18 protein-coding genes and 1 riboswitch are annotated in these 21496 nt (G+C 61.9%); of the genes, 8 read left to right on the forward strand and 10 right to left on the reverse strand.

Going from position 1 to position 21496, the window contains the following annotated elements; all coding sequences use genetic code 11:
- Window positions 1–272: 272 nt before the first annotated feature.
- A riboswitch (SAM riboswitch) is annotated at window positions 273–399 on the forward strand.
- A gap of 158 nt (window positions 400–557) precedes the next feature.
- Complete coding sequence (locus H2510_RS03905; RefSeq protein WP_186626974.1) at window positions 558–1895, forward strand: bifunctional o-acetylhomoserine/o-acetylserine sulfhydrylase; 1338 nt, start codon at window positions 558–560, stop codon at window positions 1893–1895.
- Window positions 1892–3046: a homoserine O-acetyltransferase gene (locus H2510_RS03910; RefSeq protein WP_186626975.1), complete on the forward strand. Its 1155-nt coding sequence runs from the start codon at window positions 1892–1894 to the stop codon at window positions 3044–3046. The genes H2510_RS03905 and H2510_RS03910 overlap by 4 nt, the downstream gene beginning before the upstream one ends.
- 20 nt (window positions 3047–3066) lie before the next feature.
- Here H2510_RS03910 and H2510_RS03915 read toward each other — a convergent pair whose 3' ends face one another.
- The 3 genes from H2510_RS03915 to H2510_RS03925 are packed head-to-tail and all read right to left on the reverse strand — an operon-like array spanning window position 3067 to window position 4881.
- Window positions 3067–3342, reverse strand: a complete 276-nt coding sequence (locus H2510_RS03915; RefSeq protein ID WP_186626976.1) for a DUF3017 domain-containing protein — start codon at window positions 3340–3342, stop codon at window positions 3067–3069.
- Between the two features lie 6 nt (window positions 3343–3348).
- A complete protein-coding gene (locus H2510_RS03920) occupies window positions 3349–4218 on the reverse strand; it encodes a bifunctional methylenetetrahydrofolate dehydrogenase/methenyltetrahydrofolate cyclohydrolase (protein ID WP_186626977.1) in 870 nt (289 codons plus the stop codon).
- A 54-nt stretch (window positions 4219–4272) separates the two neighbouring features.
- Complete coding sequence (locus H2510_RS03925) at window positions 4273–4881, reverse strand: pentapeptide repeat-containing protein (protein WP_136169520.1); 609 nt, start codon at window positions 4879–4881, stop codon at window positions 4273–4275.
- A 34-nt stretch (window positions 4882–4915) separates the two neighbouring features.
- Here H2510_RS03925 and H2510_RS03930 point away from each other — a divergent pair, with 34 nt between their 5' ends.
- A complete protein-coding gene (locus H2510_RS03930; RefSeq protein ID WP_186626978.1) occupies window positions 4916–5380 on the forward strand; it encodes a tRNA (cytidine(34)-2'-O)-methyltransferase in 465 nt (154 codons plus the stop codon).
- A gap of 3 nt (window positions 5381–5383) precedes the next feature.
- Here H2510_RS03930 and H2510_RS03935 read toward each other — a convergent pair whose 3' ends face one another.
- The gene (locus H2510_RS03935) at window positions 5384–5695 is read right to left on the reverse strand and encodes a DUF4349 domain-containing protein (RefSeq protein WP_186626979.1); all 312 of its coding nucleotides are present in this window, start codon (window positions 5693–5695) and stop codon (window positions 5384–5386) included.
- A gap of 277 nt (window positions 5696–5972) precedes the next feature.
- On the opposite strand from H2510_RS03935, the gene H2510_RS03940 reads away from it, so the two are divergent.
- From H2510_RS03940 to H2510_RS03950, 3 genes are all read left to right on the forward strand, one after another.
- Window positions 5973–6530, forward strand: a complete 558-nt coding sequence (locus tag H2510_RS03940) for a DUF6764 family protein (protein ID WP_186626980.1) — start codon at window positions 5973–5975, stop codon at window positions 6528–6530.
- Between the two features lie 123 nt (window positions 6531–6653).
- Window positions 6654–8432, forward strand: a complete 1779-nt coding sequence (gene ctaD, locus H2510_RS03945; RefSeq protein WP_186626981.1) for a cytochrome c oxidase subunit I — start codon at window positions 6654–6656, stop codon at window positions 8430–8432.
- Between the two features lie 157 nt (window positions 8433–8589).
- Complete coding sequence (locus H2510_RS03950) at window positions 8590–9516, forward strand: HAMP domain-containing protein (RefSeq protein WP_261392683.1); 927 nt, start codon at window positions 8590–8592, stop codon at window positions 9514–9516.
- Here the strand turns inward: H2510_RS03950 and H2510_RS03955 are convergent.
- Both H2510_RS03955 and H2510_RS03960 read right to left on the reverse strand, forming a co-directional pair.
- Window positions 9502–10020 (reverse strand): metallophosphoesterase, encoded by a 519-nt coding sequence (locus H2510_RS03955; protein ID WP_186626983.1) that lies wholly within the window; start codon window positions 10018–10020, stop codon window positions 9502–9504. The two genes, H2510_RS03950 and H2510_RS03955, sit on opposite strands and share 15 nt — an antisense overlap.
- Window positions 10021–10071: 51 nt before the next feature.
- The gene (locus H2510_RS03960; RefSeq protein ID WP_186626984.1) at window positions 10072–13356 is read right to left on the reverse strand and encodes an error-prone DNA polymerase; all 3285 of its coding nucleotides are present in this window, start codon (window positions 13354–13356) and stop codon (window positions 10072–10074) included.
- A gap of 127 nt (window positions 13357–13483) precedes the next feature.
- Here H2510_RS03960 and H2510_RS03965 point away from each other — a divergent pair, with 127 nt between their 5' ends.
- On the forward strand, window positions 13484–15613 hold the full coding sequence (locus H2510_RS03965) for an MMPL family transporter (protein WP_186626985.1): 2130 nt from the start codon (window positions 13484–13486) through the stop codon (window positions 15611–15613).
- Between the two features lie 72 nt (window positions 15614–15685).
- Complete coding sequence (locus tag H2510_RS03970; RefSeq protein WP_186626986.1) at window positions 15686–17683, forward strand: SDR family oxidoreductase; 1998 nt, start codon at window positions 15686–15688, stop codon at window positions 17681–17683.
- Here the strand turns inward: H2510_RS03970 and H2510_RS03975 are convergent.
- From H2510_RS03975 to H2510_RS03990, 4 genes are read right to left on the reverse strand one after another with little or no spacing between them, the layout of a single operon-like run.
- Window positions 17674–18195 (reverse strand): hypothetical protein, encoded by a 522-nt coding sequence (locus H2510_RS03975; RefSeq protein ID WP_186626987.1) that lies wholly within the window; start codon window positions 18193–18195, stop codon window positions 17674–17676. The genes H2510_RS03970 and H2510_RS03975 overlap by 10 nt on opposite strands.
- A 23-nt stretch (window positions 18196–18218) precedes the next feature.
- A complete protein-coding gene (locus H2510_RS03980) occupies window positions 18219–18977 on the reverse strand; it encodes an alpha/beta hydrolase (protein WP_315901209.1) in 759 nt (252 codons plus the stop codon).
- A gap of 31 nt (window positions 18978–19008) precedes the next feature.
- Complete coding sequence (locus H2510_RS03985; protein ID WP_186626988.1) at window positions 19009–20562, reverse strand: DNA polymerase Y family protein; 1554 nt, start codon at window positions 20560–20562, stop codon at window positions 19009–19011.
- Window positions 20559–21428 (reverse strand): hypothetical protein, encoded by an 870-nt coding sequence (locus H2510_RS03990; RefSeq protein WP_261392684.1) that lies wholly within the window; start codon window positions 21426–21428, stop codon window positions 20559–20561. The genes H2510_RS03985 and H2510_RS03990 overlap by 4 nt, the downstream gene beginning before the upstream one ends.
- Window positions 21429–21496 lie beyond the last annotated feature (68 nt).

Genomic DNA, 21496 nt, shown 5'->3' on the forward strand with positions numbered 1-21496 from the left:
GTTGTGGGTCGATCAGCGGTCCCACCCGTAGTAAGCCCCTTCGATGCTGGGCCGAGTGCGTGTACTCGACTTCGAACGTATACGCCGCGCGCGTAGTGCGTGAGCGTGCGAGGAAACAAGACAAGCGTACTGCTTGGCCGCTCCGGCACAGCTGGTGCCCCTATCGGGGAAGCTCTGACTGCCCACCACTGTGCGCCCTGGTCACGGCCCGATCTACATCCACAACGGTGTCGCTATTCCACGTGTCGGAGGACACGCTAGGATTCTGCGAAGGTCATGAGTGCCAGCGTCAAAGCCCCGGCTTGCTGGCCGGCAACCCTCCAACCGCGGTGGGGTGCCCCGGGTGAGAAGACCTGGTTAGTCGACTGCGTTCGCGTAGTCGGAGAACAAGCGCGGGTTCGCCCAGGGGCGAACCCAACACCGAGCACAACCATGCCCGGTTGCCAGCCCCTAGGAGGTTCACGATGTGTTGTCGCTTCGATACGCCCCGCCCGGTTCGCTACGCCGAGCCCCAGCCGAATCGCACTCTTGAATCGAAAACGGAGTAGTTACCCACCATGAGCGAGAACACACCCGACGTCGTAGATGCCGCCGGCTCACCCATCGAAGATCCCACCGCGTCGTGGAGCTTCGAAACCAAGCAAATCCACGTAGGCCAGAACGCTGACGGCGTCACACGCGCACGCGCTCTACCGATCTACCAGACGACGTCGTACACCTTCGACAGCACCGACCACGCTGCCGCACTCTTCGGACTGACCGAGCCCGGCAACATCTACACCCGCATCATGAACCCGACGCAGGATGCCGTGGAGCAACGCATCGCAGCGCTGGAGGGTGGCGTCGCGGCACTGCTCTTGGCCTCCGGACAAGCTGCCGAGACTCTTGCAATTCTGAACATCGCCGAAGCAGGCGATCACATAGTCTCCAGCCCGCGCTTGTACGGCGGGACATACAACCTTTTCCACTACACGTTGCGGAAACTGGGTATCACCGTCAGCTTCGTCTCCGACCCGGACGACCTCGAACAGTGGCGATCTGCGATCACACCGAAAACGAAGGCGTTCTACGGCGAAACGATCTCGAACCCGAAGAACGACATCTTCGACATTCCCGGAGTGTCTGAGATCGCGCACGAGAACGGCCTTCCACTCATCGTCGACAACACCGTCGCGACGCCATATCTCATCCAGCCGCTGAAGCACGGCGCCGACATCGTCGTCCATTCGGCCACCAAGTACCTCGGTGGCCACGGCACGGCAATCGCAGGCGTCATCGTCGACGGTGGGACTTTCGACTGGACCCAAGGGCGCCACGCCAACTTCACCACTCCTGACCCGAGCTATCACGGCGTGGTGTTCGCGGACCTCGGTGCACCGGCCTTCGCCCTCAAGGCTCGGGTCCAACTGCTTCGCGACATCGGAGCCGCGGTCGCACCGTTCAACGCATTCTTGATCAGCCAGGGACTCGAAACGCTGAGCCTTCGGATGGAACGCCACGTCGAGAACGCTCAGAAGGTAGCAGCCTTCGTCGAGGCACGTAGCGAGGTGGTGAGCGTCAATTACGCAGGCCTGAAGTCCTCACCGTGGTTCGAACGTGGCCAGGAATTGGCGCCGAAGGGGCAGGGCGCAATCGTCGCCTTCGAGCTGAAGGGCGGCATCGACGCGGGCAAGAAGTTCGTCGACGCACTGAGCCTGCACAGCCATGTCGCTAACATCGGTGATGTGCGTTCACTCGTTATTCATCCCGCATCGACAACTCACTCGCAGTTGTCACCCGAGGAGCAGATCGCTGCGGGTGTCACTCCGGGACTGGTGCGCCTCGCGGTGGGCATCGAAGGGATCGACGACATCGTCGCTGATCTCGAGCGCGGATTCGCTGCGGCGGCGTCTTGACCATCGGCTCAGTGCACGACGTCCGTTCGGCCGCAGGTTTTCCTGCGCCGGACGGACGGCTCGGCTACATCGATATCGGTCGGCTGGACGTCGAAAACGGCGCGTCACTGCCACAGGTCACCATCGCCGTTCAACGCTGGGGTGAGCTGTCCCCGAACCGCGACAACGTGGTGCTCGTCGAGCATGCGTTGACCGGGGACTCGCATGTGTCCGGACCTGCCGGAGGGCCTCATGCCTTGCCCGGATGGTGGAACGGGATGGTCGGGCCCGGCGCTCCTATCGACACGGACGAGTGGTGTGTCATCGCCTCCAACGTGCTGGGTGGTTGCGGTGGGACGACAGGACCGTCTTCGCTGAATCCGAGCGGGGTCCCGTACGGAAGCACCTTTCCTGAGATCTCGATCCGCGACCAGGTGTCCGCGGAGATAGCTCTCGCCGATGTACTCGGCATCGACAGGTTTGCAGCCGTGGTCGGCGGCTCGATGGGAGGCATGCGCACCCTCGAGTGGATAGTCGGACAACCGGATCGCGTCGCGTCCGCTCTGGTGCTCGCGGTCGGAGGTCGCGCAACTGCCGACCAAATCGGTACGCAGACAACTCAGATCGAGGCGATCAAGTCCGATCCCGACTGGCAGGGCGGCAACTATCACGGAACCGGCCGCGCCCCACGGGTCGGACTGGGCATAGCGCGTCGGATCGCACACTTGACGTACCGAACCGAGAGCGAGCTCGACCTGCGGTTCGCCAACTCCGGACAAGGTGACGAAGATCCGTGGCAGGGCGGACGGTACTCGATCGAGAGCTACCTACAGCATCAAGCGAGCAAGCTCGTCGACCGTTTCGACGCGAGCACCTACGTCTTGTTGACCGAAGCCATGAACAGGCACGACATCGGACGTGGGCGAGGTGGATTCGACGCTGCCTTGGCCATGGCCACCGTCCCGACGATCGTCGGCGGCGTCGACTCCGATCGGCTCTATCCCTTGCGGCTGCAGAAGGAACTCGCTCGCGGGCTACCGGAATGCCGCGGTCTCGAAGTCATTCAGTCACGCGATGGCCACGACGGATTTCTGACCGAAGCCAGCGCAGTGTCCGCACTGCTCGGCGAGACGATGAAGCATGCGCGCGTGTCGACGGGTCGCAACGGCTGAGTATTCGACCGGACGAATACTCAGCCAGTGCCGAGCGGATCGATCGACGCCGACAGCAACACGATGGCTCCCCCGACCAGCGCCATAGCCGACACGTCGAAGGTTCTGCTTCGGACCTGCAGTAGGCCGACGCTCTTCTCCGGCATGCACAACCGGAAGCCTGCGGCCACTATCGTCGCCACACCGAATATGAAGGCGCCGCGGCGCCACCGATCCGCAAGAACGAGAACGAGCGCCGCCGCAATGATAACGAGCACGATGACGAGCGGCAGGTTCCTGCGAATCTGGGACCACATCGAAGGTCAGACCGCTTCAGTGGTGGTTGCGAGAGCCTGCTCGGCTCGCTCGACCACGTTCGAAAGTAGGAACGCTCTCGTCAACGGCCCGACTCCGCCCGGGTTGGGTGAGAGAAAACCGGCGACTTCGGCCACCTCGGGCGCAACGTCCCCGCGCAGTCCCTCATCCGTTCGAGTAACCCCGACGTCGAGCACTGCGGCACCGGGCTTGATCATGTCCGCGGTGACGATTCCGGGAACACCCGCAGCAGCAATGACGATGTCAGCGCGGCGAACCTCCGCGGCCAAGTCTTTGGTCCCGGTGTGGCACAGGGTGACGGTGGAGTTCTCGCTCTTGCGAGTGAGCAGCAGACCGATAGGACGGCCAACCGTCACCCCTCGACCGATGACAACAGCATGGGCCCCATCGAGCGCTACGTCGTAGCGTCGGAGGAGGTGGACGATCCCACGTGGGGTACAAGGCAACGCCGCTTGCTTACCGAGGACGAGTCGGCCGAGGTTGATCGGGTGCAGTCCATCGGCGTCCTTGGATGGATCGATTCGTTCCAGCGCAGCGTTCTCGTCGAGATGCTTCGGAAGTGGAAGCTGCACGATGTAACCGGTGCACTCAGGATTGGCATTGAGCTCGTCGATCACGGCGTCGAGCTCCGCCTGTGAGATGTCCGCAGGCAGATCACGGCGAATCGAGGTGATACCGACCTTGGCGCAGTCGTTGTGTTTGCCGCGAACGTACGCCGCCGAGCCGGGATCATCGCCCACCAGCACCGTGCCGAGCCCGGGAACGATCCCGTGTTCTCGTAGCTTTGTCACTCGCTCAGTGAGATCGACGAAGATCTCGTCTCGAGTTGCTTTGCCGTCCAGAATCGTCGCAGTCACGATCGCTATTGTTCCAGGTGCCGGCAGGTGGAGCGGACGCCGGTCCGCAAGTAGTCAGCCCTCGACCGAAAGCCCGTGCGCCTGGGCGTATGCGACCGCCTGTGTCAATTCGATCCGGGCACCGGTCACCGTCGCAGACATCCAGAGGTGTGCGTCGATCCGAGCCCCACGAAGATCGGCTTCTTGCATCTTGGCGCCTACGGTTCTTGCGCCGCTGAGATCCACCGAACGCAATATCGCCTTGCGCAGATCGGTGTTCACCAAGTTCGCCTCGACCATGCGGCAGTCGGTCAAGTCCATCCCGCGCATGTCAGCTCCCCCCATTCCTACCAACGTAAAGTCGACCTCGTCGAAAGTCGACGGGCGCATCCGACAATCGACGAACGTCGAGCCGATCATGGTCGAATGACGGAAGACACTGTGTTGCAGGTTGGTCCGCGCGAAGGTACAGGAGCGAAAAGCCGCGTTGACATGGACCGATTCGGTCAGATCCGTGCCGGTGAAGTCACATTCCGTGAAGACCACCGCGGTGGTCTTCACGCCGCTCAGGTCGGCGTCTCGAAAGTTGCACGCCACGTACTCACGGTCGTCCCATTGCTGTTGGTCGAGTCTCGCGTCGGAGTAGTCCTCGCCGATAATCTGTTTCTCGTGCACCTCTGCCATTGTTCCCGGTACCGCGGATGGCAGAGTAAGCCGGGTGTTTCGCCTCATGTTCTTCCAGCCGCGTATCCCTCAGAACACCGGGAACGCGATTCGACTCGTCGCCGGCACCGGATGTGAACTGCACCTGGTCGGTCCGCTGGGCTTCGACATGTCCGAGCCCAAACTCAAGCGCGCCGGACTCGACTACCACGATCTGGCCTCGGTGACCGTCCACGAGAACCTGCCTGCCGCCTGGGAGGCATTGGCGCCGGAACGGGTGTTCGCCTATACCGCGCATGCGAGCAAGTTTCACGCGGACGTGTCGTATCTACCGGGTGATGTGTTGCTGTTCGGTCCCGAACCGACCGGTCTTCCCGAGGAAGTGCTCGGCGATCCGCTGGTCACCGAACAGCTGCGTATTCCGATGATCGAGGGTCGACGATCGCTCAACCTTGCCAACGCGGCAGCCGTCGTCATGTACGAGGCATGGCGCCAACACGGATTCGCTGGGAGTGTGTGACGGTCACGTCGGTTCTTGGTCTTCGACATCCTCCCCTGACTCGACCGTCTCGCTCGACCCTCTCGCTCGACCCTCTCGCTCGACCCGCTCGGTGGTGTCGCGGCGGACGATCCTGACGGTGACGTAGACGACCAGAGCACCCACTGTGAGAGTTCCCAACCACGGAATAGCCCAGCCGAGGGCCACCAGCGCGCCTCTCCCGGTGTCGACAACCGAACTCCATCCGGCGACGATTCCGTCCCAGAAGCTGTCCGGTCCAGGTGACGGAGTGAGGTCCTCGATGCTGAATTGGACCGTGACAGTGGACAAATCCATCTGCTTCGGAGGCCGTGAACGTCGAATCCGACGCCGGAACCTGCCCGTCCCCACTGCTCCCGCTGCACCCGGCGAGGAGAACGAACGACCCGACCGATGCGACGAGCAGAGTGCGCTTCATCGAAGGATTGCAAGGCAACTCCCCGACAACGAAGCCGACCTGCAAGGGCGTGCCGAATTGTTACACGGAGTAGGGATAATTCACTGATGACCGCAGCGCAGAACCGGGGTACGGTGTGCCGCACCGACCCATTTCGTTTCCTTGAAGGAGCCCCTGTTGTTCTCCGCTTTTTCTTCGCTCGTCCGCTCGGCATCGTTCACCTCGACATCACAGGGCCTTTCACGGTCGGTTAGTCGGTTATCCCGTACCGCAGCAGTTTTCGCTGTTTCCAGCGGTTTCGTCGCTGCCGGATTCGCTGGAGCCGGCGTGGCAAATGCAGCTCCGGTGACGTGCGTATCCCCTCCGTCGGCCAATCAAATTCTCGTCGACGGGACCGCCAGCTGCGGGGCAACGTCCGCAGAAGGATCGCGTGCGACCGCCACAGCAGCAGACAGTGGAACGGCCGTCAGCGTTGCCGAAACCGGCGGCACCTCGAACACATACGCGACGGGATTCGGAACGGCCCTCGGCGCGTCACGCGCGGGCGGCACGTCCTACGCGGGCGCAATCGGCGGCGGCATCGCACATTCATGGGCAGACGCAGGTTCGACCACCATCGCGATCGCCGGTTGGGGTTCCGGCGCAACCGCCGAAGCTGCAGGCGTCGATTGCGTCGGACCACTGTCTCTCGCGTTGAACCTCGCTTCCGGACAGTTCTGCATCCTCGGAAGTTGACCCTTGGCGCGCCTCGTGCATACGCACGGGGCGCGCTTTGGCCGGAGTTGATCTACGACAAAAGATAGTAACTCCTCCTCCAGCGGTTTATGATTATGGTCACTTCCATCGTCAGGAGGATCAGTGACCGCTGTTGAGCCCAAGCCCACTGCCACGGTGGAAGCGGTGAGGCCTTTCCCGCCGCGGATGGGACCGAAAGGTTCTTTCATTCACAAGGCGGTGACGACGACAGATCCCAAGATGTTGGGGATCATGTACATCGCGACTTCTATCTCGTTCTTCCTCATCGGCGGCTTGATGGCGTTGCTCATTCGCGCCGAGCTCGCGGTACCGGGCTTGCAATTCCTCTCGAACGAGCAGTACAACCAGCTGTTCACCATGCACGGCACGATCATGCTGTTGCTGTACGCGACGCCGATCGTGTTCGGCTTCGCCAACTACATTCTGCCGCTGCAGATCGGTGCCCCGGACGTGGCGTTCCCGCGGTTGAATGCTTTCTCGTATTGGCTCTACCTGTTCGGCGCGATAGTCGCTACATCCGGCTTCATCACCCCTGGTGGTGCAGCTGACTTCGGTTGGACCGCCTATACCCCACTTTCGAGTGCGTTGCACTCGCCGGGTGTCGGTGCGGATCTGTGGATTTTCGGTCTCGCCGTCGCAGGCTTGGGCACCATCTTGGGTGCCGTCAACATGATCACGACGGTCATCTGCTTGCGAGCACCGGGTATGACGATGTTCCGGATGCCCATTTTCACGTGGAACATCCTGGTCACCAGCATCCTGATCCTTATGGCGTTCCCGCTGTTGACCGCGGCGTTACTGGGATTGGCGGCGGATCGACATCTCGGTGCGCACCTGTTCGATCCGGCGACGGGTGGAGCTGTGTTGTGGCAGCACCTGTTCTGGTTCTTCGGTCACCCCGAGGTGTACATCATCGCGTTGCCGTTCTTTGGAATCGTGTCCGAAGTATTCCCGGTCTTCTCGCGTAAGCCGATTTTCGGCTACACCACCTTGATCTACGCAACGATCGCTATCGGTGCTCTCTCGATGTCGGTGTGGGCGCACCATATGTTTGCCACAGGCGCAGTGTTGTTGCCGTTCTTCTCGTTCATGTCGTTCTTGATCGCGGTGCCCACCGGTGTGAAGCTCTTCAACTGGATTGGCACGATGTGGCGGGGCCAGGTGACACTGGAAACCCCGATGCTCTTCGCTGTCGGCTTTCTGATCACCTTCCTCTTCGGCGGCCTCTCCGGAGTGCTGCTCGCCAGCCCGCCGATCGACTTCCACGTCACCGACACCTACTTTCTGGTGGCGCACTTCCACTACGTGGTCTTCGGCACGGTGGTGTTCGCAACATTCTCGGGCATCTACTTCTGGTTCCCGAAGATGACCGGCCGAATGATGGACGAGAGATTGGGCAAGTGGCACTTCTGGCTGACATTCCTCGGCTTCCACGGCACCTTCCTGGTCCAGCACTGGCTCGGCGTCGAGGGCATGCCGCGTCGCTACGCCGACTACCTGGCCTCCGATGGATTCACCACGCTCAACATCATCTCCACGATCAGCGCATTCGTCCTCGGTGCCTCGACGCTGCCGTTCGTGTGGAACGTCTTCAAGTCCTACCGCTACGGGGAGGTGGTCACTGTGGACGACCCATGGGGCTACGGCAACTCGCTGGAATGGGCCACTTCATGCCCACCGCCGCGGCACAACTTCACCGAACTGCCACGAATCCGTTCCGAGCGTCCGGCGTTCGAACTGCACTACCCGCACATGGTGGAGCGCATGCGCGCCGAAGCTTACGTCGGCCCGGGCAGTCACGGCGGGCACACCACAGAAGTTCTCGAAAAGGCCCGCCGTGCACCTATCGCAACGGGGGACGACGAGCATTCTGGGGACTGACCTCCGGGGAGAGTTGCTCTCAGACAGTTCTCAGCACCGGAAGTAATACTTCAGCGATGTCGTCTTCACTGCCTACGGCATCGTCTTCACTGCCTACGGCATCATTGTCGCTGCCTACGGCATCGTCTGCTCCGCGATGGTGGCTCGGGGTCGGCAATTGAACTTCTCGCTCCACAGCCGGATCCGGATCCTGATCATCAGTCTGGCAGCTCTGGCGGTTGCCGTGAGCGCACTGGCCATCTATCTGGTCACCGAACAAGCTTTGCGCTCCCAGGTGGCTGATCGAGTGTCTCGAAATGCCGACGCGCTCATCGCAAGTGCCACGTCCGGAGTTCCCTCGACCTTCTTCGGGTTCGGAGTCGGCACTACCGACGGGCCCGCGATCAAAGTTGCGTTGGTTACCTCGCAGGGCGAACTCGTGACCTTCACCGCTGAGTCTCGGCCGTTCACCAACTCAGACGGCACTCTCGATGCCGCCGAACAGGCGGTCGCAACCGGTTCGACCGATCAATCACTCCGCGAGGTGCGCGGGTACATGCTGTCGGCCAAACGGACCGTATCGGGCGAAACGGTCATGGTGGCAGAGTCGTTACAATCCAACGCGCCGTTGCTCGGCAAGTTGACACTTGCACTCGTCGCGATCGGAACCCTTCTCATCGTTTTGGCCGGGATCGCCGGAACAGCGGTAGCTCGGACCGGACTGCGTCCGGTCAAACGCTTGCGCAATGCCACCGAACGGGTAGCCCGCACCGGTGATTTGCAACCGATCGCCGTTACCGGTGACGACGAGCTTGCATCACTGGCGACGAGCTTCAACGACATGCTTGCTGCCCTCGCCCAATCCGGTGCGCGTCAAAACCGTCTGATCACCGACGCAGCAGAGGAACTGATGGGCCCGTTGCATACGCTTCGGGGAAAGATCGATGTCCTGATGGCCCTCGAGGGACACGATGAACCGGCCCTGTCCCCGGCCGAGCAGGATGAGCTTCGTACCGGAGTCATGTCGGACATGGATGTCATCATCCGATTGGTTCACGACCTGGTCGACCAGGCGCGCGACGTCCCCGAATCAGCGAGCGCGTGATCGAAGGAGTGGATCGAGCCGATGTAGTTCGACGTCGTGCAAAATCCCGTCGCTGATCTCGGCTGTCATATAGGTGCAGAACGGCTGCCTGCGTCTGTCGGTCGGTGAACCAGGGTTGAGCAGCCGCACACCGGTATCCGTCACGGTGTCCCACGGAATATGACTGTGTCCGAACACCAGAACATCGATGGTCGGGTACTTCGATGCCATCCGCTGTTCGCGTCCGGCTGAGCTGCCCGTCTCATGAACGACGGCAATCCGAACCCCGTCCAACGTGACTCGTGCGCATTCGGGCATCTGGGCACGGAGATCGTCACCATCATTGTTGCCCCAGCACGCGATCAACCTCTTCGACCTGGCAGAAATCTTTTCGAATACAGTCAGATCGACCCAGTCGCCAGCATGAATCACCACATCGGCGTCGTCGATGGCCGTCCACACTTGCTCGGGCAACGCCCGAGCCCGAGTGGGGACATGGGTGTCCGCGAGCAGAAGCAGTTTCACATCTCACCGAACGCAGGTGCGGTCATCGCGACAGATTATCCTGCCCGGTCTCTAACGAAAGTCCCGGGATTTCGACATCACCCGTAGGTCCATGAGCTGCAGATGATCGGCCACCACCGTCGCTGCACCTTCGGCGTTCTGGACCTTCCCGCGAATGAGCAATGCCGGAGCCGTCAGCGCTAGCTTGCGGTACTTGGCCCACAATCCCACCGAGCACACCACGTTGACCATCCCCGTTTCGTCTTCGAGATTGACGAACGTGACCCCCGCAGCCGTAGCCGGTCGCTGCCGATGCGTCACGGCGCCACCGACCAGGACCCGGTCCCCGTCGGGAACCTGCAGTAGACGATTCGCCGTAATCACCCCCAGCGCATCCAGCTGTTCACGAAAAAACTGAGTCGGGTACGAATCGGGTGAAACTCCAGTAGCCCAGACGTCCGCCGAGGCCATATCGAGATCGCTCATCCCAGGCAATACGGGCGCTCGAGTAGATGCCCCGAGCCCGGGAAGTAGATGCGGCCTCTCCCCTGCTGCTGCGCCTGCCGCCCAGAGCGCTTCGCGACGAGTGATCCCGAAACACCCCAATGCTCCTGCGGTAGCAAGTGATTCAGCTTGCGTAGTGGACAGTTCGACTCGTCCCGTGAGATCGAGGAACGATACGAACAGACCGCCTGCTGTGCGTGCGTCGACGATGCGTTCGGCAAGATCCTGCCCGATGTACTTCACGTCAGCGAGTCCCATCCGAATCTCGAAACCCTCGGCAGTGAGATCCGCGTACCACGAACTGGCATTGACGTCCGGGCCGTGCACACGCACTCCATGCCGTCGAGCGTCCGCCACCAGAGACTGCGGGGAGTAGAACCCCATCGGTTGTGCACGCAACAGACCTGCGCAGAACGCGGCAGGATGGTGAAGCTTGAACCACGACGAATAGAAGACCAGCGAGGCGAAGCTCTGTGAATGGCTTTCAGGGAAACCGAAATTAGCGAAGGCAGAAAGCTTCTCGTAGATTCGATCGGCCGCGTCACCGGTGATGCCGTGCAGGTCTCGCATTCCGTCGTAGAAGCGATCACGTAGCAGGTTCATCTTCTCCGGCGAACGCTTCGACCCCATCGCACGACGAAGTTGATCGGCATCGGCAGCGCTGAATCCAGCCACATCGATGGCCATCTGCATCAATTGTTCCTGGAAGAGTGGCACTCCGAGTGTGCGGTCGAGAGCCTTCTTCAACGATGGGTGATCGAAAGTGACGGGTTCGATTCCGTTGCGGCGCTTGATGTACGGATGAACGGATCCGCCCTGGATCGGACCCGGTCGAATGAGTGCGACCTCGACCACCAGGTCGTAGAACTCACTCGGCTTCAACCGCGGCAACGTCGCCATCTGGGCTCGGGACTCCACTTGGAACACACCGATCGAATCGGCCCGCTGCAGCATGTCGTAGACGGCTTTCTCACTCAAATCGATGTCCGCGAGGTCGATGCGTTGCCCTTTGTGCTCGACGAGAAGATCGATCATGTAGTGCAACGCCGACAACATACCGAGACCGAGCATGTCGAATTTCACCAAACCTACTGCAGCACAATCATCTTTGTCCCATTGCAAGACACTACGGTTGGCCATCGTCGCCCATTCGACAGGGCAGACATCGGCAATAGGGCGATCGCAGATCACCATTCCACCCGAGTGGATACCCAGGTGACGGGGGAAGCCTTCGATCTGCTGGGCGAGTTCGAGAACAGGCTTCGGAATGCCACTGTCTGCCTGATCTCCGACGCCAGACCACCGGGTGACCTGTTTGCTCCAGGCATCCTGTTGCCCCTGTGAGAATCCGAGAGCACGTGCCATGTCACGTACCGAGGACTTACCTCGGTACGTGATCACGTTCGCCACCTGCGCCGCGTACGCACGCCCGTATTTCTCGTACACGTGCTGAATGGCTTCCTCGCGCCGGTCTGACTCGATGTCGACATCGATATCCGGAGGGCCGTCTCGTTCTGGAGCAAGGAAACGCTCGAAAAGAAGTTTGTTCGCCACCGGATCGACGTTCGTAATTCCGATGGCGTAACAGACAGCCGAGTTCGCTGCCGAACCTCTTCCTTGACAGAGAATGTCGTGTGTCTTACAGAAGTCCACGATGTCGTGCACCACGAGGAAATAACCAGGGAAGTTCAACCGCTCGATGATGTCGAGTTCGTATTCGAGCTGCGCGTAGGCGGCCGGGTGCGTACTGGGTGTGCCGTATCTGCGCGCAGCACCGTCGAACGTAAGGGCACGTAGATAGCTGGCTTCGGTGTGGCCGGCAGGCACGTCGAACGGCGGTAGTTGTGGGGCGATCAGGTGCAGATCGAAAGCACACTCTCGACCCAGTTCGACGGCACCACGAACCGCACCGGGGTGATGCTCGAACAGTCGAGCCATCTCGGCGCCGGATCGCAGATGCGTACCTCCCATGGGCGCCAACCACCCTGCGGCGTCGTCCAGACTGCTCCGCGCACGCACCGCTGCCATCGCCATGGCCAAACGCCCGCTCCGCGGAGTCGCATAGTGCGCCGCAGTCGTAGCAACGATCGGAAGACTGAATCTCCGTGCCAATTCGGCGAGCGCATCGTTGCGCTCGTCGTCTTCCGGTATGCCGTGGTGAGTCAGTTCCACGGTCACTCGGTCGGCACCGAATCTCTCGATCAGATCCGCCAGAGCCGCACTGGCTGCCTCGACGCCACCGGCGTCCAACGCCCGTCGAACATGCCCTTTTCGACATCCGGTGAGAATCTGCCAATGCCCACCCGCAGCCTTGGACAGGGCGTCGAAATCGTAACGGGGCTTTCCTTTGACTCCCCCGGCAAGGTGAGCGGCGGCAATTTCACGCGACAACCGTCGGTACCCCTCTTGCCCACGTGCGAGAACCAGCAGATGAGTGCTCTCCGGATCCAACTCACCGGTCCTCGACGTCGTCGTGTCCAACGACAACTCGGCGCCGAAAATGGTCTTGATGCCCAGCGCCTTTGCTGCCTCGGCGAAGCGCACGACACCGTAGAAGCCATCGTGGTCGGTGATGGCGACGGCTTCGAGCCCGAGCCGTACTGCTTCTTCGACCATCTCCTCCGGTTGGCTGGCACCGTCCAGAAAGCTGAAAGCCGAATGCGCATGTAGCTCCGCGTACGCCGTGGTCGTCGTAGGTTTCGATATCGTCTTCTCGTACGCCGCACGTTTGCGCGACCACGCTGGACTGTCACCACCGTCCCCGACGATGTCCACGACCTTCGGATGCGAGGGACGGCCGGACAACACTCGTTCCATTTCCGACCACGTCGGCGGACCGTCGTTCCATCCCATAGCGACACCTCACTTTCGTTCGAACATATGTTCCATTAGACCCCGTGGCTACGACACAAATCAATCTCTCTCACGAGGCAGTTAGGCTCGCCGTGACATACAGCAGCCGAAAGAGCCGGAGAAAAACGTGAATCGTTGGGCCTCGTTCGTCGTCTCCCACAAGCGATGGGTGCTCTCCATCGCGGTGGTGGTCGTAGCACTGAGCGGCATATGGGGACTCGGCGTCTTCGGCAAGCTCAGCGAGGGCGGCTTCATCGACCCCGGTAGCGAAGCTGCGGAGGTATCGGAGCTCGTCGCAGGATTGGGGCAGCAAACCCCCGACATCGTCGCCATCTACACCGCGCCCGAAGGCAAGAGCATCGACGACATCGCCCCGGACGTCACGGCAGTACTCGACGCCTTCCAGAACAAGTACGCAGTCGAGAACGTCACCTCCTACTGGACTGCCGATACCGGGACTAAACAATTCCTGGTCTCGAAAGACCGAACGAAGGCACTCGCGACGGTCACCCTCGGCCCCGACTCCGGCATCACCTTCGCCACGTTCGGAGAGATCCCACCGCAGCTCGAGGTACCGGGTGTCACCTCCCAGTTCGCCGGTGGGTCCGTGGTCGGGGTCTCCTTCAGCCAAACTCTCCAGAAAGATCTGGTTCGCTCGGAAGCCATCGCCATCCCCATCACGCTCGTTCTGCTGATCGTGATCTTCGGTGGCGTCGTCGCGGCCGCCGTCCCGGTCTTCGTCGGCATCCTGAGCGTCCTGAGCGCGTTGGCAATCCTGCGAGCCCTTACCTCGTTCACGGAAGTCAGCTCGTTCTCCATCAACGTCGCATCACTTCTGGGTCTCGGGCTCGCCATCGACTACGGGCTCTTCATCGTCAGTCGATATCGAGAAGAAATGCGCGACGGTGCAACACCGACCGATGCAGCAATTCGTACAGTTCTGACGGCAGGCCGAACGATCGTCTTCTCGGGCTTGCTGCTGATCTGCGCCTTTGCCGGCATGCTCGTCTTCCCACAACCAGTGATCAAGTCGCTCGGTTTCGGGGCCATGGCCGCTGTAGCCAGCGCCGCAATCCTTTCATTGACAGCGGTGCCCGCGTTGCTGGCGATCCTCGGACCACGCATCAATTCTCTGACGTGGAGCAGGACCGCGTCTGATCGAGGTGAGGCGCGCGCCCAGAAGTTCTGGGGCGGCGTCGTGACCCGGGTGATGCGCAAGCCAGGCATCGTAGCGGCAGTGATCATCGCCGGACTTCTCGTACTGTCCGCTCCGATACTGAAGGTCGCACTCGGCGAGGTCGACTACACCGCGCTCCCCAAGGACGATCCCGCTCGCGTCGCCGTCGAGACCCTCGGCACCGAGTTCCAATCTTCGGGTGAGAGCGCAACAGTCGTGCTCCGGGGCCTCGATGGAGCCAAACCCCAGGGTGCTCCGATAGCCGACATCACCCGTCGAGCAGAATCCGTCGACGGCATCGCTCGAGTGTCGTTCATCGGATCCACAGACGATATCGTCGCTCTGGAAGCAATCTTCAGTGAACCGAGCGACGGTCGCACCGAAGCCGATGCAGCCAGTGCCGCGGTGGCAGGGCTGCGCTCGATGACGCCACCGGATGGCACCGAGTTGCTCGTCGGTGGCGCACGGGCACTCGTCGACGACGGCAATGCGGCGATCGCCGCGTGGCTTCCGGTCATGATTGCGATCATGGTCGTCTCGACGCTCATCTTGCTCTTCCTGGCATTCGGATCGATCGTGTTGCCGATCAAGGCAGTCCTCATGGCGGGACTCAGCCTGGGCGCGACGTTCGGAGTGCTCACCTGGGTATTCCAGGAAGGACATGGCGCCGATCTTCTCGGGGTGACGCCCGCGCCGCTGGAGGCGACCTTCGTGGTCCTCATCCTGGCAGTGGTCTTCGGCCTGTCGACCGACTACGAAGTGTTCTTGATGTCGCGCATGGTCGAGGCGCGAGCAGACGGGGCATCGACAGAGGAGGCGGTCGTCATCGGCGCCCAGCGCACCGGAAGGATCGTGACAGCGGCCGCGCTCATCCTCATCATCGTCACCGGCGCGTTCACCATCTCCGAATTGTCGATCATGCGGTTCCTGGGGTTCGGCATGATTCTCGCGCTCATCGTCGATGCCACGATCATCCGCATGCTGCTCGTCCCGTCGCTGGTGAAGTTGATGGGTGAAGCGAACTGGTGGGCTCCGGTGTGGATGAAGAAGGTGCACGAGAAGGTAGGCATCGGTCACTGAGCGCCGCCGCCGGTCACCCTCGTGGGCTCTACCGACCTGGCCCGGCAACTTACTTCAGAGTAAGTTGTGTCCATGTCGAACTACATTGTCACCGGCGGTACGGGTTTCCTCGGGCAAAATCTGATCCCGCTGTTGCTCGAGCGCGACCCAGCGGCCGACATACACGTATTGGTTCGCCAGAAGTCGATCGGGAAACTCGAACGGCAGGTCGACATGCTCGCCGACAAGACCCGGATTCACCCGTTGATCGGAGATCTCACCGAACCCGATCTCGGATTGGATGTCATCCCGGACGGCATCGACCACATCGTTCACCTGGGCGCCATCTACGACATGACCGCCGGTGACGAACAAGCATCGACCAACATCGAGGGCACCCGCGCGGTGGTGGCACTGGCCGAGCGGACCGGTGCCCGGTTGCACCACATCTCCTCGATCGCCGTTGCCGGAGATTACGCAGGCACGTTCACCGAAGACGACTTCGACAAAGGACAGGGCTTCCCAACCCCGTACCACCGCACCAAGTTCCAATCCGAGAAGATCGTGCGCGAATCCTTGGTCGATTGGCGCGTCTATCGACCGTCGGTCGTGCTGGGGCACTCCGAAACCGGGGCGATCGACAAGATCGACGGCCCATACTTCTTCTTCCCCCTTTTCGCCGCGTTGGCCACACTGCCTACTGCGCTTCCCATCACGGTTCCGAAGATCGGGGCCACCAATCTGGTGCCGGTCGATTACGTCGCCGCTGCGATCGTGGAATTGATCCACCGAGGCGAGGACGATCAGCGAGTCTTCCACCTGGTCAATACGCAAGCGCAGTCGATGCACGAGGTGTATCGCGCATTCTCCGAGGCCGCGGGTTCGAAAGCGAGGGTCATCGACATTCCCGGGGCCGTTGCTGCCGCCGTCGTAGCACCCAAGACCAACATCGTCCGCACCGGCCGCAACACTCTCCTGGACAGATTCGGCATACCGCCGGTAGTGCTCGAACATCTCACCTTGCCGACGACCTTCGACTCGGCAGCGACCCAGAAAGCACTGTCTGGCAGCGGAATCACCCCACCACCGCTGGCGACCTACGCAGACCGCCTGTGGCAGCACTGGCGGGCGCACCTGGACCCGAACCGCGCACGGCGCGACGATCCTCGCGGCCCGCTCTTCGGAAGACACGTCATCATCACCGGCGGATCCTCCGGCATCGGAAAGGCCAGTGCCGAAGCTGCAGCACGTAAAGGTGCGACCGTCATTCTGCTTGCCCGCGGTACCGAACAACTCGACTCCGTCGTGGCGAACATTCGCGCTCGAGGTGGTGATGCCTTCGGATACACCTGCGACATCACGGACACCGAGTCGGTCGAGCAGACCGTGAAAACTATTCTGAGCGAACATGATCACGTGGACATGCTGGTCAACAACGCCGGCCGGTCCATCCGTCGATCGTTGTACCGCTCCACCGATCGACTGCACGACTTCGAGCGCACCATGGCTGTCAACTACTTCGGCGCTGTTCGCCTCGTCCTGGCACTGCTTCCGCACATGCGTGAACGTCGCTTCGGTCACATCGTCAACGTCAGCAGCGCAGCAGTGCTCGCTCACGCTCCTCGATTCTCCGGTTATGTAGCCAGCAAGGCCGCACTCGACGGTTTCGCCGACGTCGCCGCAGCCGAGACGCTTTCCGACGGAATAACATTCACCACGATCCACATGCCGCTGGTGGCCACCCCGATGATCACCCCGACAGGTCCCAGCAATGCCGGCCCGGTGGTATCACCGGAGAAAGCCGCAGCGATGGTGATCCGGGCGCTCATCAGGAAGCCGAAGCGCATCGACACCCCACTGGGCACTCTCGGTCAGGTCGGCAGCATCTTCACCCCGAAAATCAAGGACCGCACGATGCATCAGTTCTATCGTCGCTTCCCGGATTCCGCTGCGTCCAAAGGCGAGGTTGCACCTGCACAGCATTCGCTCGTACAGCCGACGTCGCCACCACACGACCCGTCGCGTCCGGGAGCACGAGTTGCCAAGTTGGCGCGTCGAATCAGCCGGTTGGTGCCGGGTATCTACTGGTGACGCCCGGCTTTACCCACACCTGAGATTGCTCGACCGAACCCTCCGGCGAGGTACGCGAGAGTTCCCAGTGCGAGCACCCACTTGGTAACGCTGACTGCCGTCGTGACTCGAACCACCGAATCGGTGATCTGTTCGCGATGATCGAGCAGATACAGACCCGCGATGTTCTCGACGTAGTCACCCGCCGCGGACAGAATCGGAGCTACGGCCAGCACTTTCGCCGTGGTGGGTGTCAGGTCGGTGAGTTCGCCCAGACGCGAAGCCCCGGCACGCAAAGCCATCGCGTAGATCGCCGGATGGACGAAATCAGGATAGTAGTGACTCCGAAATCGAGCGGTGGCGGCTGCGTCCATGCTGTCCAGGACCTGCCGGTATCGGAGTGCCGACCAGGATGTCTGAATCTGTAGGACCCGAGGGCCTTCCGGCCCCAACAGACGCACGATATTGGCTTGAGAGACAACGAACATCATCGTCCAAGCGATGAGTGGACGATCCTGCGCCGAAAGTGCCATCTGCAGATACTAGAGCGCGAGAATCAGACTCGATCACGCATCAGGAATGGGAGCACGACGCTCTCGAATGCTTTGTAGTCGTCACGATGGATACTGTGACCGGTCTCGAATGCAACGACCTGACACGAGCGGATCTCACCGGTGAGCATGGCGAGTCTTCCGGCATCGACCATCCCGCCCGGGCCGCCGCGAAGGACGAGTGTCGAGGCAGTGATGTCCGGCAGCCGGGACCACCACTGAGCGTTGGGCCGGCGAAACTGCGCCAGAGCAGGTTTGGTCATCGAACGATCGAATGCGAAGGCAGCGCGGGGATGCCTGATGATGCTCGAGCCTGCGTGCCAGAGTTCGGTGATGGTGGGAAGGCGGCCGGTGAGCGACGGTGGCGCATCTCCCGGCCGAATCGGAATAGGCATTTCCTCGACAACGAGGGACCGAACCGATGCGGGACGCTCCTGCGCCACCACCGACACTGCGTATGCGCCCAATGAATGCCCGACCAGATCTACCTGTGCCAGTCCGAGATGGTCGAGCACAGCCGACACATCGCCGCCGAAAGCGTCGAACGAGTAGTCGTCGGCGTGTGCACTGCGTCCGTGTCCACGCAGATCGACCGTGACTACCCGACGACCCGAATCGGTAAGTGCGTCGGCGAAACGGTCCCAGGTGCTGCTGTCACCGCCCATGCCGTGCACCAACACGGTAGGAACAGGATCGGCTCCACCGAAATCTCGGTAGGCGATGTCGACGCCGGCCACATCGAGTAATTCCACGTCGATACTCACAGTCCCGAGAGTAGCCGCGCTCTCTTCCACCTCATTCGTAGATGCCTTCGACTCGCCAAACACTTCTCTCGTACACCAACAGCAGAGCGCGGTTCTCCTCGAGAAGCACCTGCACACGCGCACCGAGACCACCCACGACCGGATCCCACCAACGCTCGTCGAGTGACCACGGGCCGGCCCATCCGTGCAGGGTCCACTTCTTGCTACCCCACCGAAGCCCCACGGGTGCCGTGTCGAAACCACCTCGATCGGTGACGTGTACACCGTTGCCACCTTCGTCTTCCAGAGCGACCTCCGGGCGTGTCTGCATCACTGCCGCAGGAGCCGGATGTGGCAACCGACCCGGCCACGGGGCAGTGGGGTCCAGCAGCGGAACCAGCTCATCACCGAGTGAACGAAGCGTCACTCGCTCCACCGGCCCACGTCCCCCGCTGAGTACCCCGACCTTGACCGCATCACCACCGAGGAGACCTTGCACTCGTACCAGCGCCCGCCGAGCACGCTCGTCCTCGTCACCGACACTTCCCCACAAGCCCAGCTGCAGCTCACCTGCCGCAACGACCTCTACCGGTTCGAGCCTCAGAAGAATGATTCCTGCCGTCGGCCGACTCTCGCTGCGCCCGGTGAGCCATCCGTCCAATTGCCACCGCACTCGATCTGCTGTTCCCTCCGGAGTCAGCGGCTCGGCGCACCGCCAGATACGTGAGAGATTCTCACCGTTTCCGGTGGAAGCATGAACGAGGAGGCGGGTGCAGGCCACGGCCGCCGCGGCAAGCGTGCGGTGCAGCTTCTCGGCCATACCTCGGCCGGCGAACGCAGCGGCGTCGACGCGATCGATGGGCGGGTCGCAACGGTGTTCCACGTTCAGATCGGGTGGCAGCGCACGCGCCGACGGTGGACGCTCCGGCTCACCTCGCGCACTGCGGTGAGCGAAAACCGCATCGGACCCGAACCGGGATGCCACCTCCCCTGGCATGAGCGCCGCGAAATCGCCGATAGTTCGTAAACCCAAGCGACGCAACAGGTCTATCAGCTCTCCACGGTCCGCGGCGGCAAGACTCGGCTCCGCTGCCAGCTCGGCAACCGGGAGTGGAGAGAGAAAACGCGCAGCACCGCCCCGCGGGACGACTGCCGCATGACGAGCTGCAATGACGGCCGTCGTCAACTCGTCGGCGATTCCGATCTGGCATTCCACCCCTGCACCCGAAGCCTGATCGATCAATCTTTCGGCAGCCTTGTGCTCCGACCCGAAGTATCGACTCACCCCACGCGCACTCAGAATCAACAACCCTGGACGCAACACCTCCACACCTGGCGCGACAGCATCGATGGCCGCTGCGACCGGCTCGAACAAGCGCCCATCCCTATCCGAATCTGCCGTCGCCACATACACATCCGGACATCGTGCCTGTGCTTCACGGCGACGTAAGCCTCGGCGGACCCCTGCCGCTCGCGCCGGTGCCGAGCATGCAATCACTCGATTGGCCGAGGTGACCACCACAGGATGAGTCGCAGGCAGATCGGCCACCGCTGCAGCTGCGACAGCAGGCCAGTCCGGACACCACAGCGCTACGACGCGGCTCATGCCAGGACCGCAAGATCCGTCTCGGCACTTACGTTGCCTGTCGTACTGTCGACCTCTGCGACCGACCATTCGATACGGCCGCGCTCGAGGCGAAGATCGAAGCACGTACTACGCGGCCGCATCGCTTTGCCCTGCGCACGTACCTCCAACTGCAGATTCCGTAAACGCCCACGCCCCGAGCGAACTCCGGTGCCGAATCCGTTGTAGCTGCGCACCTCCGCATCCAGACGTAACTCCACGCCGTCCCAGTGGCCGTCGGTAACCAGAAGCGTCGCCCCTTTGCTGCGTGCCCGTGCGACAACCGCACGCGCACGCGAGGGAGGCACCGAACGACCGCCGAGACCGAGCACGACGAGGTCGAGCCCGTCCAACAGAATTGCCGCTACCTCGACCGGGTCCTCCCCCGGATCGGGTACGACGGCCAATCTCCGCAGTTCTGCGCCCATCTCGACAGCAGCGAGCAAACCGAACCGCGGTTGTCCCACCACTGCGACATGCCCACCCGACGCGGTGACCGCAGCCACCATGCCGAGCAGCAGCGAACCTGCACCCGATACCGCGGCGACGGACCCGCGAGCCAAACCGCCGTACGGGAGCATGGTTGCCAGTGCAGGAGGGACCGCCAGTACCGCTTTGCTTTGCACAGGGTCAACCGCCCGCGGGACAGATGATGCCGGCTCGACGCGGGGCCGGATGACGGGTTCGATAGGTTGCCGGACGGAGCGGGTCTCACCACGTGCCGGAACCGATGCCATGCGTCGCCTCAGATGCTCGACGCGTTCGGACAACGTCATCTCCGACAGGGACGCTTCGGACTGGGACACCTCGAACGAGGAGTCGGTAGCACTCGAGTCAGTAGCACTCATGGAAGCACCGGTAGAAAAAGTCATGCGTACTCCCCGAAAATTGGCGAAAAAAGTACACTCGAACCAGC

The sequence above is a fragment of the Rhodococcus sp. BP22 genome (assembly GCF_014281965.1).
Taxonomy (GTDB): domain Bacteria; phylum Actinomycetota; class Actinomycetes; order Mycobacteriales; family Mycobacteriaceae; genus Rhodococcoides.

Excerpts from the sequence above, each read along its gene's own strand:
- H2510_RS03970 (WP_186626986.1), top strand. The coding sequence starts at position 15,686 with ATGTCGAACTACATTGTCACCGGCGGTACGGGTTTCCTCGGGCAAAAT.
- H2510_RS03990 (WP_261392684.1), bottom strand. The coding sequence starts at position 21,428 with ATGAGTGCTACTGACTCGAGTGCTACCGACTCCTCGTTCGAGGTGTCC.
- H2510_RS03975 (WP_186626987.1), bottom strand. The coding sequence starts at position 18,195 with ATGGCACTTTCGGCGCAGGATCGTCCACTCATCGCTTGGACGATGATG.
- H2510_RS03905 (WP_186626974.1), top strand. The coding sequence starts at position 558 with ATGAGCGAGAACACACCCGACGTCGTAGATGCCGCCGGCTCACCCATC.
- H2510_RS03985 (WP_186626988.1), bottom strand. The coding sequence starts at position 20,562 with ATGAGCCGCGTCGTAGCGCTGTGGTGTCCGGACTGGCCTGCTGTCGCA.
- H2510_RS03915 (WP_186626976.1), bottom strand. The coding sequence starts at position 3,342 with ATGTGGTCCCAGATTCGCAGGAACCTGCCGCTCGTCATCGTGCTCGTT.
- H2510_RS03935 (WP_186626979.1), bottom strand. The coding sequence starts at position 5,695 with ATGGATTTGTCCACTGTCACGGTCCAATTCAGCATCGAGGACCTCACT.
- H2510_RS03960 (WP_186626984.1), bottom strand. The coding sequence starts at position 13,356 with ATGGGATGGAACGACGGTCCGCCGACGTGGTCGGAAATGGAACGAGTG.
- H2510_RS03925 (WP_136169520.1), bottom strand. The coding sequence starts at position 4,881 with ATGGCAGAGGTGCACGAGAAACAGATTATCGGCGAGGACTACTCCGAC.